Source organism: Bacteroides sp. OF04-15BH (genome assembly GCF_003477995.1).
Taxonomy (GTDB): Bacteria; Bacteroidota; Bacteroidia; order Bacteroidales; family Bacteroidaceae; genus Paraprevotella.
This window is the reverse complement of record NZ_QUEM01000010.1, coordinates 78,279-94,403: the sequence shown is the minus strand read 5'-3', so window position 1 is coordinate 94,403 and position 16,125 is coordinate 78,279. Positions and strand designations below refer to the sequence as shown.

Here is a 16,125-nt window from a genome sequence, read left to right as displayed (position 1 = left end):
ACTAAAACTATTAAAGTATTATTCCAAGGATTCCAATCAATGTAGCCACAATGATAGAGATCCAAGTCAAATATTGTTGTTTTCTAAAACGAATTTCATCTTCTGACTTAAAATTATTCTTCACCAATTCTTTCAGTTCTTCACTTACAGAAAAAGCAACATGCAATGAATTTCCCATTGGAAATTCCTGCTCCGTATATTTACAAGGCCAATATAACTGATTTCCAGAAGAATCTAACCAATTCTCATTTCTATATGTAAGAGTTATAAACTGATTTCCATTTACAGACATAACTTCTGATCTAAGCCAACTAGCATCAGCACCTACCATTAAAATATTATCTGTACAAAAAGGTATCATGATAATGTGTTTCTTCTTAACTAAAGTATCAATCAAAGAAAGTAACTCAACCACATATCCCAAGCCATCACTATGAAACCAATCATCATACATATCCTTTTTCAAGAAAATAATATTCATACCACCATGTTGTACAATACCAATACCCCTTTTTTCCAACAGTCCGCTTCTATTAAGCACATCTGCTATGGATTTTGCTTTGCCATTATACGCTATGATAGCATTTATAAATTCTTTTTCTGAACGATTGAATACCATTATATCAGTTTATTTATCATTGCCTTAATGTCCTCTGGTACCCTCTTTTCATCTATTGCATCAAGATGAAACCCATGATAAGTATTCTCACTTTCGCGCTTGAACTCTATAAATTGATTGTGTACCTGATCGAAAAAGTAAAGAACTCTCAAATCAGTACCAATAGCCTTCAGAAGCATATTCTTCGCTTCTTCTTTATTACACATCAGAACAGATACTTTTTCCCCCTTATTTCCCGGATGTGCTCCTTTACCATTTTCCCCGTGCTTTGGATTCAGATTAAAAATTCGTTGTGGTTTGCGGTTTGTTTCATACCATTTCGAAATATTTTTTATATCAGCATTTCTCACATTCAATTTCACTTCGTCCTGATTACGCTTTATAATTATTGTTTCAGAAGCGCACGAAAATGCATCATAATTAATCAAAAGAAACGTACTCTCATCTTTAGAAACAAATTTTCGTTCTGTCATCTCACACAATGTATCATCCTTTATCGGAATACAATAATACATATATTTCACAGTATCCTTTTGAACTTTCTGAGTCCGCCAGTTCTCTCCCCATTTATTCATTACCATCCTCATACGTGTTATTGTATTAGGATATGATTTTTTTAAAGTCTTTGCAGGATAAAGAAAAGCTGACACATTTTCAGCATCATAATAACCTTTGTAGTTTTCATTTGATATTAACATACATATCTCGTCTATTTTGTTTATGACTTTTAAAAATTCATTTTCTGTCATAATATTAGTAGACTTGATATATTCCGGTTGTTCCTCAACGTCCTCGTATTTTGGTAATAATAAAAACAATTCACTGTGTTCCATATCAAAATCCGGTTAATGTTCTAAGGTCAATATCTATTTGGTCAAAAAATCCTTTAGGAGGACGAGTAATATGCCCGGTTTCCGAAATCTGCAAATGATGTGACAAAGCTGTATGTCTATGCTCTTCCCTTTCGAAATAGTATATTGAAAGCAGGTTAGGAGTAATCCATTTCTTATTTACGGCTACTAAACTGCCGTTTATTATGTGGTCGCTATGTGACTCAATAATAATTTGTACTCCATGAGCCACAGCCTTTGAAACAAGTTCCATCAACACCGCCTGTCCTTTGGGATGCAAATGTGCTTCCGGATTTTCAATCAAGATAATGGCATCTTTATCCGCACTTAACACGGCTATCAGGATAGGTAATACATACGTAATACCAAAACCAGTATTCAGAGCTGTTATATCTTCCGTAATGGTATTTTCGTCACGGTTAAATTTATATTTCAATTTAAAATCTTCCCCCGCAGGCTCAATATTGATTTTGATATTGGGTGAAACCAAACGCAACCAACGTTCTACCTGCACTGCAAGCCGATAATCTGGAGTGACATCTTCTTCATCTATGATAGCAAGTTCTTTTACAGGTATATTGACATTCTTGTATTGCTCAAGGAAATGCACTGCGTATTCGCACTGCCCCATGATTTTAGAAATCTGCTTCTTGGTTACCACCAATGACGTATCCCGATTGTATATCTTTTGAGGACCGGAACGGAAAGCACTTAAGTATTGGAATTTCTCATTAAACAGTGAATATTTTGACAATACGGCTTTAGATGTTTCATTCCCTTCTACTCCTGGTAACATCGTATCCATGATATTGTCAGGATATTCAAATGAGAAGTTCAAATCGTCTTGCTCTGCAAACTTCATGTTTATCTGTAAAGTATGTTCAGTAGAAGCCTGACAAGCAAGTTCTCCAGATATTCCAGCATCGCACAAATCACCTTTCAGGTTCAAGCCTGAATCCAGGTCATTCATCATAAAAGACTGGCGCAACAAAATTAACGACTGTATTACCGTGGATTTTCCCATACCGTTCATACCTGTAAGAATTGTTAGTCCATTCAGTTCCAGATCTGTATGGTCATGAAGCTTTAAATTATTTATGCTCAAATGAGTTATCATAGTCTTATTATTTCTTTTATTAGTGATTTTACCATCGTAAAACGTAAGTCTACATTATATTTTTGCCCCGTTCCAGTCGATATAGAGAAGTTGAATCTTTCATCATTAAATAAACGAATCATACCAGTTTTAAATGCTTCTGCATTTTTCAACAGCATAAGCTGTTCTTCGTCGCTCAACCAGGCTATGTTTACACTCAATGTATCATATACCGATTTGGATATTGGCTTCCTCTTATCAGTAACACTATATCTTTTCCGGAATGTATCATTTTTGAATATCTGATAACAGCACTTCATTGCTTTATCAAACGAGACACGTATGTCATTCCTCTGTGTGGGAGTCATTTTATTCAATTCCCCCATTTTATCATTTAGGAACATATCTAAGTCTCCCATGTAGTCTTGATAGCCAATAAAGAACGCTATAAATCTATTTACAAAATCCCGATCTTGCATTCGTTTACTCTTCACAGAATAATTGGTAGCTTTTTTAAAAGACTCCATGTTTGCAAGTTCTTTTATAAATTCAGCTGCTGGACCCTGATTCAATGCATGGCGCATTTCTTGTGGAGTTAAAGGCTCTCCAGCAGTATTGACGCGTTGGAAAATAATGTATTTTACATCTAATGGAGTTCCTTTACGCAATGTATTCATCGTGATTTTAAGCGATTTGATACGCTTCACTTCAGGACGTGCCAATTGCGAATATGTCATACCTTCAAAATTTTTCAGAAACTGTAGTCCTTCCAATTTTAAAGGCCCATTTTTTTTCAATATAAAATCCCTTATTGCACAAATTCGTTGCAGACCATCTATAATGGAAAGTTTCTGGCTTCTTGGATCTTCGCTGAAATAAAAAGAAGGTAATGGAAGACCTAACAAAATAGACTCTATCAAGCGGCTTTTTTTAACATTATCCCACACATCAGCCGCACGCTGAAAATCAGGTTGCAAGTCTATCTCATCATTTTCCAGTTGTTCTATTAATGAACCTAAATTCACCGTAGAAATATCCACATCTATCTCATTTGGATTAAATGGCTTGGTTATCGATTCTGTTGACCCTCCTCCATTGAGATCTTCTACTTCTACTTCTACTTCTAGGTGATCTTGTTTTTTAATATCGTCCATGCTCATAATAATTATTTTATTTTAGCCAGATTCTCCAATATAAGTTTATTCAACCGTTCTTCTTCTTTCAGTTGAGCCTCGAACTCAGCCTTTAATGCTGTAAAACGTTCCTCAAAATTGAATTTGTCTTCTTCTTCCGGTAAACCAACATAACGGCCTGGAGTCAGCACATAGTCCAATTCAGCAACACGTGATACAGGAACCGACGCACAAAATCCGGGAACATCCTGATATATACCGCCTTCGTTTCGCCATTGATGATAAGTGTCAGAAATCTGTTTGATGTCTTCTGCTGAAAATTCACGGGTACGACGGTTTATAAGATGCCCCATATTACGCGCATCTATAAATAATATTTCCTGACTACGCTCACGAAAACTTCTGTCAGCACAACAACTTCTTCTCAAAAACCAAAGGGAAGCAGGAATCTGTGTATTTAAGAATAACTTTGCAGGAAGATTCACAATACAGTCAATCAGTCCGGCATCAACAAGACTCTTTCTTATCTCTCCTTCTCCACTATTCTTTGAAGTTAAGGCACCTTTTGCCAAAACAAATCCAGCTTGTCCGGTCGGAGTCAAATGGTGAATGAAATGCTGTATCCAGGCAAAATTTGCATTTCCTGTAGGAGGTACCCCATATTTCCATCGGCCATCATTGCGTAAAAGATCGCCACTCCAGTCACTATCATTAAAAGGAGGATTAGCTATCACATAATCTACTTTTACATCACGATGTGCATCATTCAAAAAAGATCCCTCGGTGTTCCACTTTACCTGAGAAGCATCTATTCCACGAATGGCCAAATTCATTTTACAAAGCCGCCAAGTAGTCTGATTACTTTCTTGTCCAAAAATAGAAATATCGTTTACACGTCCTTGATGCTGTTCTACAAACTTCTCGCTCTGCACGAACATACCACCCGATCCACAACAAGGGTCAAGTACACGTCCTTTGTAAGGCTCTAACATATTAACCAACAATTCAACAACACAACGAGGAGTATAGAACTGACCGCCTTTTTTTCCTTCGGCCAGCGCAAATTCACCTAAAAAATATTCAAAGACATGTCCTAAAAGATCTGCACTGTTGGTTGAAGAGCTTAACGTACTGTTTCCTATCAGGTCAATAAGTTCTCCTAAACAAGTCGGATCCAGATTAGGACGGGCAAATACTTTCGGCAATACTCCTTTCAACGATGGATTCTCTCTCTCTATCTCATCCATTGCGCCATCTATCAATTTCCCGATTTTAGGATCTTTGGCATTAGCAACCAGCGTACTCCAACGTGCTTCTGCTGGAACATAAAAAACATTCTCTGCCTTATATTCCTCGCGATCTTCCGGATCAGCTCCGAGATCTATTTCTTGCTTGAGTTTATTATATAAATCTTCAAATGAAACAGATATATATCGTAAAAAGATAAGCCCCAAAACCACATGCTTATATTCTGCTGCATCAATATTCTTACGAAGTTTGTCTGCAGCCTTCCAGAGCTGTTTTTCCAAAGGTTCATCTATTACTGCTTTTTTCTTAGCCATAAAATCTTGATTAGGTTTATTTGTCAAATACTATACAAAGATATTGAATTAACCATATATTAAAGAAACAATAATTTATTTTTTTATCTGTATTAGAAAGAAGCAACTTTTATAATATCATAAATATTATTGTTATGCCTCCTGTTCCTTCCGCTCGGAAATCACCAGCAGATGATCTTTTTCCTGCAGTTGCAGATGCCCGTTGGGCACAATATATTCCTCGTTGCGCTTGACCAGCATCACCAGATGGCCCTGCGGCAGATTCAGGTCGGCCAGACGGTTGCCACCGGCCAGCATCTCGGCCGTGAGCTGCACATCGGTCAGATAAGTCTTGGTCTCCTCAGGAATCTCAATGCCATAATAGTCGCGCGGCTGCTCCATTGGTTCTGACAGTCCCAGACGGTTGGCCAGAGGCGAAAGCGTGGTGCCCTGCAACAGCAGGGAAAGCAACGTGATGAAAAACACAATGTTGAATATCTGTCCAGCGCCTTCCACACCGGCTATGACCGGATAGGTAGCAAAGATGATGGGCACCGCCCCACGCAAACCGACCCACGAAATGAATACGCGCGATTTGAACGAATAGTTCCGGAACGGCAGCAGACTGATGAACACACTGAGCGGACGGCCCAACAGCATCATAAACAGGGCGATGAGCAGAGCCACATCGGCCACCTGCCACAGTTCGTGAGGGTTGACCAGCAGACCCAGGGTGAGGAACAGGACAATCTGACCGAACCAGGTGAGCCCGTCCAGAAAGTTGCTGACTTCCTTACGATAAGGTATCTTGGCATTGCCCAGCACAATTCCGGCCACATACACTGCCAGATAGGCATTTCCGCGAATCAGGTCGGTTACCGTGAAAAGAAAAAAGACCAGACTCAGAATCAGTATGGAATAGAGGGCTGAATTGACCAGACTGATCTTATTAAGCAGCCAGACTCCAAAACGACCAATGGAATAGCCGGCCAGCGCTCCCAAAAAGAACTGCAAGAAGAAATCTTTCAGAATATCCATTGCCGACGCTCCGGAAAGGGTGACCACCTGAATCAAGACAATGGTCAGCATATAGGCCATCGGGTCATTACTGCCGCTCTCCAGTTCCAGCATCGGGCGCAGGTTTTCCTTCAGGTTCATATTCTTGGAACGCAACAGGTTGAACACCGAAGCGGAATCGGTGGAAGACATCGTTGCCGCCAGCAGAAAAGAAACCCATAGAGACAGATGGATATCTGCCCGGGTATAGTCTGAAATGAAATAGATGAACAGTCCTGTAAACAAGGTGGTCAGCAACACTCCCACCGTAGAAAGGGAAATGCCGGGCAACAGAACCGGCCTGATCTCCCGAAAGCGGGTATCCATACCTCCGGAAAAAAGAATCAGACACAAGGCAATCATGCCGATAAACTGAGCATCGGAGGCACTGTTGAACTGAACACCCAGACCGTCGCTGCCGAAAAGCATGCCGACGCCCAAAAACAAAAGCAGCACCGGAATACCGAAACGGAAACTGCTCCGCGTGAACAGGATGCTGACAAACACCAATACCGAACCAATCAAAAGAATGTTTTCTGAAGTAAACGTCATATTTTTTCTGTTAAAGTTAAGATTCTATGCAATATAGCGAAAAAATCAGGAATTTGCAAACCCATGTTTTTCCAGGCCACCAAAAATTAATAATTCTTTAAAGATATATTAAATCAAAAGGAAAAGCCGCAAAAAATATGCTATCTTTGTAGCCGTGTTTACAGAAAAATCTATTATGAAGGAATTTGCAGAAAAAATGCTGGCTTCGAACAGCACCTCATCCTATGACCTGACGGTCATCGTACCGGTATACAATGAAGAAGACAATATGACTGCTCTGGAAAAAGCATTGTCTGAATTTGTGAACTCTACTCCTTATGCTTCTTGCATTCTTTTTGTCAATGATGGTTCGAAAGACAGCAGTTTGTCCGGCATCCAGACTTTATGTGCCCGCAACAAGCATTTCTACTACATCAGTTTTGCCAAGAATGCCGGTCTGAGTGCCGCTATCAAAGCGGGATTCGACGTGGCTCAGTCAAAATATGTGGGCTACATCGATGCCGACCTGCAAACCAGCCCGGAAGATTTCAACATCCTGTATCAGTATATCGGTGACTATAAGATGGTGATGGGTATCCGTGCCCAGAGAAAGGACTCTGCCTTCAAGCTGATCCAGTCGAAGATTGCCAACTCATTCCGCCGCATGATGACGCACGACGGCGCTACCGACACCGGTTGCCCGCTGAAGATCATCCACACGGAATATGCCAAGCGCATGCCTTTCTTTACCGGAATGCACCGCTTTCTGCCGGCCCTGATCCTGTTGCAGGACGGCGGCAGCTATAAGGAAGTGCCCGTAAGACATTTCCCGCGTACGGCCGGCGTGTCAAAATATAATCTGTGGAACCGCCTGATTTCTCCGTTCAAGGACTGCTTCGCCTACCGGTGGATGAAACATCGCTACATCAATTACCAGATTAAAGAAAACAACCTGTAAGCGCATGGCCTCAATCTATATCATCGGTTTCCTGGCACAGATTTTCTTCTCGGCAAGAATCCTGGTACAATGGTTGCTGTCCGAGAAAGCCAAAAAGGTGGTCTCTCCTCCTATCTTCTGGGCCCTGAGCATCATGGGCTCCTATCTTCTGTTTATCTACGGTTGGTGCCGCGATGATTTTTCCATCATTCTGGGACAAATCATCTCTTACTATATCTATATCTGGAATCTGAACGCACAAGGGGTTTGGAAACGGATTCCGGCATGGATGCGCATCATTCTGTTTGCCACTCCTATTGTGGCCTGCACCTGGCTGATGACGCATACGGGTTCGTTTGTGGAGCAGTTCTTCCGCAACGAGGATATCCCGCTCTGGCTGCTGATATTCGGTTCTGCCGGTCAGGTGATCTTCACCCTGCGCTTTATCTACCAGTGGATTTATTCCTACAAGAAGCATGAATCGACCCTGCCTATCGGATTCTGGATTATCAGCTTCACCGGCAGCCTCATCATCGTGAGCTACGGATTGTTCCGACTGGATCCGGTGCTGATTCTCGGACAGTCTGTAGGATTTGTGGCTTATACCCGAAACATCATATTGAGTATCAACCAAAGAAAACAAACCGCACCATGAATTCTTACAAAATAACCTCTTTTCTGGAAAACAGAAACATGACCTTTTGGGTGATGTTCATCCTGATCTGCCTGATTCCGCTGGCCGTATGGCGCGACTATACCCCTGCCAATGAACTGCGCTACATCAGCATTGCCGACGAAGCATTGCGGAACAATACCTGGTTCAGCCTGACCAACCACGGGGAGCCGTACAGCGACAAACCGCCGTTTTACTTCTGGCTGATCATGCTCTGCAAACTGATTACCGGAGAATATCACATGGGGATTCTGATTCTGTATTCTCTGCTTCCGGCTCTGGGCATTGCCTACACCATGAACAAATGGACACAGGGCCTGATGAGTAGCAGCAGCCGGTCTACCCTGCCTCTGTTTCTGATTACCACGGGTTATTTTGCCGGTACCGCCATGGTGCTGAGAATGGATATGCTCATGGTGTGGTTCATCATTTTGGCTCTGTATCACTTTCATCAGATGTATGAAGGGAAAGGCAGCTTCCGGAAACACCAGATTCTCATGGCGGTCTACATCGTTCTGGGCTTTTATGCCAAGGCCTTTATGGGTATTCTGATACCGCTGGTCAGCAGCGCACTGTTCCTAGCGTTCAAAAAGGAACTGCGCAGCTTCGGCAAATACTGGAACTGGAAAGTGTGGAGCATCATCGTGGCATCTTTTCTGTTCTGGTTCGGCATGGTTTACGTGGAAGCCGGTGGCGAATATCTGTATAATCTGACCGTAGGGCAGACGGTGAGCCGCTCGGTAAAAGTGTCTGTGCACAAGCGTCCGTTCTATTATTATCTGATTTTCCTGAGCTACGGTGTGGCGCCCTGGACTCTGTTCTATCTGTTTGCCCTGATCAAGGGAGTAAAAGAAAAGATGTTCCGCACCTCGGCAGAGCAGCTGTTTCTCATCGAAATCGTCTCTACCTTTGTCATGCTCTCTTGCTTTGGCAGCAAACTGGCCATTTATCTGGTGCCGATATTTCCCTTTATGGTGTGCCTGTCGCTCATCGTATTGGAACAAAGCCACTGGAGCAAAATGATGGCGTTCGGAGTAAGCCTTCCGGCCATTGCAACCGTATTGGCCTTCCCGGCCTATATTTATATCGCTCTCATCCTGCCTCAATACAGACATCCGGCATTATACATCGCCACCGCAATCCTGACAGCAGGCAGTGCCTGGTCGCTGGTTTATGCCTGGAAAAGAAAACGCCTGCTTACGGCGTCCATCCTGTTCTGTTGCGGCTTCCTGCTCACGGCATTTGCCGGAGGGTTCTCTCTGCCGAAATTCAATTCATTAATCGGTTATACGGAACTCGCCGAGAAAGCTCAACAGCAGGAGAAGGTATGGCAAACCACCGGAGTGGTTACCTACGGAGTATGGCGCGCAGAAAACATGGATGTATTCTTCCCGGAACGCCTGACTGTGGTTCACGAAGCAGACAGCCTGATAACCAAACAACAGAACAGACTGCTGATTCTCAACAAGAACAAACTGCAAGAAAATGTGGTGGACAGTCTGGTTGCCACAAAGCCGAAGGTGGAAGCACTGGGAGATTATCTGTTTGTAAAATTCTAAACAGATGGGATTGTCTGAAAGATTTCTTTGCGAAAGATAGTTAAGTTCCCGAAGAAGTAGTGCCAAGGATTTTGAAACAACGGGTTAATTCCTTATTTTTGCGTATTCCTATTTCTGCAACAAATAAAAACCCGTTTATGAAAAAATACTTCTTTTGTCTTTTATGTGCCACCGCGCTGATGCAAATCAGTCCGGCATACGGTTTTCATAAAAAAGACAAGGACAAAAGACACAGTGAAACAGTTACCGTACGCATTCCGGAACCGGATCAGTTGGCTCCCAAAACAGCAGGAGAAGAACTGGTGGCTCCCATTGAGGAAGTAAGAAGACAGGACCTGAAATGGAGCAACCACAAATATGGTATTGATGTATCACGCTACCAGAATCAGATTGACTGGGAGGCCGTAGCCAAAGATCCGAATGCGAAATATGCTTACCTGAAGGCAACTGAAGGAGCCGGACTGGTGGATCGGACTTATGCCTATAACCTGAGCGAGGCACGAAGAGTCGGCATCAAGGTGGGATGCTATCATTTCTTCAGCCCGACGGCTTCTGTTGAAGACCAGTTCAAGAATCTCACATCAACTGTTGATCTGTCTACACAGGATCTGATTCCCATTATTGACGTAGAAAACCGCGGAAGAGGCTCGTTGGACGAGTTCTGTAACCGCTTGAGAAAGTTCCTGATTGATGTGGAGAATCATTATAAGGTGAAACCGATTATCTATACCTCCAGCCACTTCTACAACAAATATCTGAGGGGTAAGTTCACAGAATACAAATATATGATAGCCCGCTATCATGATGAAGAACCAGTTCTGGCCGACAATATACAGTTTGTCATGTGGCAGTTCACTTCGGAAGGCCGCATCTCGGGCATCAAGGGACCGGTGGACAGAAGCAAGTTTATGGACGGATACAGTATGATTGATATCTTAATCCGGTAACAAGTAGAAAAAACTACATAATCTGCAATAAACAATAAAAGCCAGCGTCATGCTGGCTTTTATTGTTTGTATATGAACCAAAAGATTTCTTGGCAAAATACCTTCCCTATACAAAACGGACCGCACCTTGAATCGCGGCATAGCAAAGGGTGAGAAAGAACACCAGCAGGAGCAGGTGAACATCTTCCTGCAAATAACCGGTCGAAGTGTATTGTGAGGAGATATAAGGACGGACATCGCCGTTTTTACGCTGGAACAAATGGGTGCAATAACCGAGCAAAGCACCGATGGCACTACCGGCCAAAGCACCGGCCAGAATATCACCGGGATAATGCACCCCCAGATAAATCCGGGAATAGGAACACAACGCCGCCCAAAAGAACAGGGTAAATGTCAGGGCCCGGTTGCGAATCAGTAAAGCTACATAGACAAACACCGCAAACGTATTGGCCGCATGGCTGGAAATAAAGCCGTACAAGCCGCCCCGATAGTTGTTCACCACGTCTACCTGATACATCAGAATCGGGTCATTCGTTGGGAGGAAACGCTTGAAATAGGGTTTGCAGAAAGTAGAAGCAAACTGATCGGCAATGGTGATGGACAAGGCTATCATCAGCAGAATGAAAAGGACATTCCGCATGTTGTTGTTTTTAATCAACACATAAAACAGCACTACCGCCAATGGAATCCACGTACCAGTCTTGGTAACGGTCATCATAAAACCGTCCCAAAACAGAGAGTCGCTGCCATTAAGCTGCAACAGAAGCTGCTGATCGTATTGTATGAGTCGCTGCCAGTCCATAATTAAATTCGTTCAATGGTTTTGACCGGCACCCATCCTACCTTTCCATCGGCCAATCGTATTTCTTTCCAATCTTTCATGGTGTCGTCTGTAATCTCCACCTTAGTGCCTTCATGGAGCACAAACAAATCTGTTCCGGAAGTGCTCGGCGTACTTTTCACGGTCAGAGACGAGGACATCACAATGGCATGGGTACGCACCAGCAGTTTCTGTTGTTGCTGATAGGCGAAGATATGAAACAACACGGCCAGAATCAAGGTACACACCCCCACTCCAAAACCTACCTTACGCCACAACATGCAACCGGCAAAGAAATACAACAACAGGGAAACAACAAAGAGGGCAAAACAAACAACTACAGCTCTACCCCATTGGTCGGCACTGTACCAGTCTATCATCTGACGAAACCAGGTTATGAAAAACATCTCACTCTCCGGCACAATCTTGTCGATGGTCTTGGTACGAGCCAACTGCAAATTAAAACGGATATCGGCATCACCCGGCTCCATCAGATAGGCACGTTCATAAGCCAAAATGGCATGCGCCATATCACCGGTGCGGTAATAGGCATTGCCCAGATTGTAATATACGGAAGCAGAGGCTCCAGGCTCCAGCAATTTATTATAGAGACTGATAGCCTGCTCGTAACGCTCTTGCACATAAGCACTGTCAGCTTCGGCCTTGGTCTGCGCGGAGGCAGAGACGAACGACAATAACAGTGCTGCTATAAAAAGCAGTTTCTTCATATATTTCATCCTTTCTTATTTCTTTATTACATTCTCCAACTCTGAAATCACAGTCTCGGCATCCTGATAGATCTTATCCATGGTTGCCTGCGGATCGCCCGGTGCAAAACGTGCAAACTCACAATCATTGAGTACGTCATTGAAACGTCCTGCCAAAACAGTGTCTACGTTGTGCTCCACAAGACGCTGCTGGATATTTTCCTTGTTCAATTCGGCTACCGGAATCGTCAGTTTGTCACTGACATAACCCCAAAGTGCCTTGAGTACTTCCTCATAGAAAGAATCTGCCTGCTGTTTCTCCAGCAACTTGTGTGCTGCTTTCAAACGCTTGACGGCCACAGAATTAGCCCGTTTGCCTTTCATGCGGGCCACATTCTGACGATTCTGCCCGCGTACTCGTAAATAAAGGGAAACAGCTACCAAAAGTACAAACAAGACAGCCAGACAGGTCCAATATGAAGCGGAACCGAAGAACAGGTCGTCTACCGGCTGTAAGTCTGCTGCTCCCGACTTGATATATCGGATATCGGAATTAAGCAGTTCGAGTTCTTTTTGTGCGGCTGCATCCGAAGCCGGGCGACTGATACCCTGAGCCACCTTTATCTTATAAGGCTGTGTCTTGATGGTCTTGTAACTCTTGGCATCCGGATCAAAATAACAGAATTCTACTGCCGGGATCTCATAATCTCCCTTGTATCGAGGCACGGCAATATACTCAAATACCTTGTTTCCTGTAGCACCGCCCCGCTCCAGACGGGTATTATCGGTTACTTTCGGGTCGTAAGTTTCAAAGTCCTTCGGGAAATTGACTTTAGGTGCCGTCAGTAATTTCATGTTACCGGTTCCACTCACAGTAAGCTTGAGGGTGAGTGCATCGTTGGATTTCAAATCCTGCTCCGGTATCAGGGCACTCTCAATATTGAACTTACCTACCGCTCCCGAGAAGTTGGCCGGACGAGTTGGCAGAGGATCTACCTGAATCTCCATACCGGGAGCCACAATCTTCTTCTTCACCTCAGTGGTCAGATCTGCACCATTGAAGAAAGCATCAATCGGGTCAATGGCATTGTTTTGCTGCACAACGAGTCCTTCGAACTCTACAGCTGGAACCTTAAGTTTTCCGGCACGCTGCGGGAACAAGAGATACTGACGCCAGACAACGGTTCCATAATTACGTCCGTTGAAATGCTCCATCGTCATGCTCTTCTGCTGGGGCAAAGGTATTTCCTGAGTATGGAATCCGTCCAGATCAGGCATATTTCCGGCCAACTGAGTCAGATTGACTAAAGAATATACTTTGTAAGTCAGCAAAATAGCTTCCTGCTCAAAAACTCTTTTCTTATTGGCCGTAACGGTAATAAACAAATCCTTTCCAGTAATCTGGGAACCCGACTGCTGCGTGTGCATGCGGGTAGCACCTCCCGATGACTGCGACCGAGAAGCGGATGCATCCGCCTTCAAGACACGTAAACGCACACTGTTTGACTTATACACCTGACCGTCAGAACGCAGTGTGGCACCGGGAATCGTATAATTACCAGGCTTTGTTGCACTCAGAATATAAGTGAAGGTTATGGAACTGCTTTGTGTCGTCTTTCCGTTTACCATGCTGAAACTTGACTCAACAGAACGGCTTGGTCCCATCAACACATCAAAACCATTGAATGCCGGTGCCTTAAAATCGGACACATCCTGAGTATTTACCTTAAAAGACAAACGGAACTGTTCTCCCTCAACCACAGCTTCGGGAGCTGATGTCGTAAAACGAACCTGAGCATTCAGACCGATTACGGAGAACAGCAATATAAAAAATAAAATTTGCTTTCTGATCATTCTTACTTTTTATTTTGACGGATTAAAGATTCTTACCATTGCTTCTCCAAACGTCTCTTCTGAGGCTGGGACATGGCTTTCTTAATTTTATCCTGCGTAGCTTTTTCATCCTGCATTGCGGCATTCAACAACTGCTCGGCATTCTCCTTGGACATCTTATTCTGGTTCTGCTCCTGGTTTTGCTTTCCCTTGTTCTGTTCCTGCTGATCCTGCTTGTTCTGCTGTTGCTGATCTTTCTTGTCGCTCTTCTTGTCTTCTTTATTGTTCTGCCCGCTTCCGTCCTTATTTTCCTGGTTGTTGTTCTTATCCTGATTTTCCTGAGGATTCTTCTTCAGGAGATACTGGCACAGAACCAGATTATAACGCGTTCCGTCATCTTCAGGACGGTTTCTCAGAGCATTCTTATAACACTCTATAGCCGGTCCGTATTGCTTTTGACTCTGAAGAATAACTCCCATATTATGATAGATGGTGGCCAATCGGGATTTGTTGGTCTCGATTTTTGCCGCTTTCTCATATTCTTTCATGGCATCTTTGGGCTTCTGCTGCCATAAAAGAGCATTACCCAGATTGAAATATCCCTGGGCAAAACGGGGAGACAACTCGATCACCTTTCGGTAATCCACCTCTGATTTGGTATACATACTGTCACGAAACAAGCGGTTTCCACTCCGCATATAATCCCGATAAGACTGTGCAGACACATAAGATATCTGCATCAAAGCAAACAATACCAGAATAAATCTATGACGTAAACTCCACATAATCATTTCTCTTTGTTTCCAAATAATCTAATTCCTTTCAACAATGGATTTTTTCGTCCCAAGATACAGATTTCCAGAATCAGACAAAGCAAAGCCAGAACAGCAACGGCCTGAAACTGTTCGTCATATTCAGAGTAAATCTTTGATTCCAGATCTGCCTTCTCCAATTTATCCAATTGTTGCGACAATGCTTCCTGGGCAGATGAACTGTTGTCCACATAAATATAGCTCCCTTTTCCGGCTTTGGCTATTTCACGGCACATATCCTCGTTCAAATGAGAGATAACCGTTTCGCCAGTATTGTCAGTGATATAACCGCCATCAGCTGTCGGAATTGGAGAGCCATTGGGAGAACCTACTCCCAACACATAAACATTCATGCCCTTGTCGGCAGCAGCCTGTGCAGCCTCAACCGCACCACCTTCATTGTCTTCACCGTCCGTGATCAGGAAAATGGCCTTTCCCACACCTTTGGCCGGAGTAAAGCTTTTCATAGCCAATTCAATGGCACGCTTAATGTCAGTACCCTGTGTATGGATCATATCCGGCGAGATGGTCTCAAGGAACATCTGGGCAGACACATAATCACTGGTAATCGGCAACTGGGTAAACGCTTCGCCGGCATAGACAATCAGTCCGACTTTATCGTCCTGCATATGGTTAACCATATTGCTGACCAACATTTTCGACTTATCCAGACGACTGGGTTTTACATCCTGAGCCAACATGGAATTGGAAACGTCCATGGCAATGATTGCTTCTATACCCTTGCGCTTTTCTGTTTCCACTTTCGTACCGAACTGAGGACGAGCCAGAACAAAAATCATCAGAGCAAAGGCAGTCAGCAACAACCAGAACTTCACATCCGGCCGATATTTGGAAACATCGGGCATCAGATCGGCCAACAGTGCCGGATCGCCGAACTTGCGCAGTCGCTTTCTGCGTATATAATTGGTATAAAGATGCAAAGCGGCCAATAAAGGCACCAAAAACAATGCATACAAATAAAGCGGTTCTTCAAATCGAAACATAACTTT

15 protein-coding genes are annotated in these 16,125 nt (G+C 43.4%); 4 read left to right on the top strand and 11 right to left on the bottom strand.

The window, feature by feature from the left end; translation table 11 throughout:
* Window positions 1-10: 10 nt before the first annotated feature.
* The 6 genes from DXA74_RS06460 to DXA74_RS06435 form a co-directional block, all read right to left on the bottom strand.
* Entirely contained in the window at window positions 11-619 is a 609-nt protein-coding gene (locus DXA74_RS06460) for a hypothetical protein (RefSeq protein WP_118525950.1), read from the bottom strand.
* The gene (locus DXA74_RS06455) at window positions 619-1,452 is read right to left on the bottom strand and encodes a hypothetical protein (protein WP_118525949.1); all 834 of its coding nucleotides are present in this window, start codon (window positions 1,450-1,452) and stop codon (window positions 619-621) included. Before DXA74_RS06455 ends, DXA74_RS06460 begins: the two co-directional genes overlap by 1 nt.
* Before the next feature lies 1 nt (window position 1,453).
* Window positions 1,454-2,587 (bottom strand): DUF3696 domain-containing protein, encoded by a 1,134-nt coding sequence (locus tag DXA74_RS06450; RefSeq protein WP_118525948.1) that lies wholly within the window; start codon window positions 2,585-2,587, stop codon window positions 1,454-1,456.
* Window positions 2,584-3,726: a DUF262 domain-containing protein gene (locus DXA74_RS06445; RefSeq protein WP_199666098.1), complete on the bottom strand. Its 1,143-nt coding sequence runs from the start codon at window positions 3,724-3,726 to the stop codon at window positions 2,584-2,586. The genes DXA74_RS06450 and DXA74_RS06445 overlap by 4 nt, the downstream gene beginning before the upstream one ends.
* Window positions 3,727-3,731: 5 nt before the next feature.
* The gene (locus DXA74_RS06440; protein ID WP_118525947.1) at window positions 3,732-5,261 is read right to left on the bottom strand and encodes a class I SAM-dependent DNA methyltransferase; all 1,530 of its coding nucleotides are present in this window, start codon (window positions 5,259-5,261) and stop codon (window positions 3,732-3,734) included.
* A 132-nt stretch (window positions 5,262-5,393) separates the two neighbouring features.
* Window positions 5,394-6,848, bottom strand: a complete 1,455-nt coding sequence (locus tag DXA74_RS06435; protein WP_118525946.1) for a potassium/proton antiporter — start codon at window positions 6,846-6,848, stop codon at window positions 5,394-5,396.
* Window positions 6,849-7,023: 175 nt separating this feature from the next.
* Between DXA74_RS06435 and DXA74_RS06430 the strand changes: the two genes are divergently transcribed.
* The 4 genes from DXA74_RS06430 to DXA74_RS06415 all read left to right on the top strand — a co-directional run bounded on the left by DXA74_RS06430 (window position 7,024) and on the right by DXA74_RS06415 (window position 10,943).
* On the top strand, window positions 7,024-7,785 hold the full coding sequence (locus tag DXA74_RS06430; protein WP_233550474.1) for a glycosyltransferase family 2 protein: 762 nt from the start codon (window positions 7,024-7,026) through the stop codon (window positions 7,783-7,785).
* Window positions 7,786-7,789: 4 nt separating this feature from the next.
* Complete coding sequence (locus DXA74_RS06425) at window positions 7,790-8,419, top strand: lipid-A-disaccharide synthase N-terminal domain-containing protein (protein WP_118525945.1); 630 nt, start codon at window positions 7,790-7,792, stop codon at window positions 8,417-8,419.
* Window positions 8,416-9,996, top strand: coding sequence for a glycosyltransferase family 39 protein (locus DXA74_RS06420; RefSeq protein WP_118525944.1), 1,581 nt, complete (start codon window positions 8,416-8,418; stop codon window positions 9,994-9,996). Before DXA74_RS06425 ends, DXA74_RS06420 begins: the two co-directional genes overlap by 4 nt.
* 137 nt (window positions 9,997-10,133) lie before the next feature.
* Window positions 10,134-10,943 carry a glycoside hydrolase family 25 protein gene (locus tag DXA74_RS06415; RefSeq protein ID WP_233550473.1) on the top strand — a complete coding sequence of 270 codons (810 nt, stop codon included), beginning with the start codon at window positions 10,134-10,136 and terminating at the stop codon, window positions 10,941-10,943.
* A gap of 106 nt (window positions 10,944-11,049) precedes the next feature.
* On the opposite strand, the gene DXA74_RS06410 is transcribed toward DXA74_RS06415, so the two are convergent.
* The 5 genes from DXA74_RS06410 to DXA74_RS06390 are packed head-to-tail and all read right to left on the bottom strand — an operon-like array spanning window position 11,050 to window position 16,119.
* Complete coding sequence (locus DXA74_RS06410; RefSeq protein ID WP_118525942.1) at window positions 11,050-11,745, bottom strand: phosphatase PAP2 family protein; 696 nt, start codon at window positions 11,743-11,745, stop codon at window positions 11,050-11,052.
* 2 nt (window positions 11,746-11,747) lie between these two features.
* On the bottom strand, window positions 11,748-12,491 hold the full coding sequence (locus DXA74_RS06405; RefSeq protein ID WP_118525962.1) for a tetratricopeptide repeat protein: 744 nt from the start codon (window positions 12,489-12,491) through the stop codon (window positions 11,748-11,750).
* 15 nt (window positions 12,492-12,506) lie between these two features.
* Window positions 12,507-14,321 (bottom strand): BatD family protein, encoded by a 1,815-nt coding sequence (locus DXA74_RS06400; protein WP_199666110.1) that lies wholly within the window; start codon window positions 14,319-14,321, stop codon window positions 12,507-12,509.
* Window positions 14,322-14,356: 35 nt separating this feature from the next.
* The gene (locus DXA74_RS06395; RefSeq protein WP_370448489.1) at window positions 14,357-15,094 is read right to left on the bottom strand and encodes a tetratricopeptide repeat protein; all 738 of its coding nucleotides are present in this window, start codon (window positions 15,092-15,094) and stop codon (window positions 14,357-14,359) included.
* Entirely contained in the window at window positions 15,091-16,119 is a 1,029-nt protein-coding gene (locus DXA74_RS06390; RefSeq protein WP_118525939.1) for a VWA domain-containing protein, read from the bottom strand. Before DXA74_RS06390 ends, DXA74_RS06395 begins: the two co-directional genes overlap by 4 nt.
* Window positions 16,120-16,125: the final 6 nt, after the last annotated feature.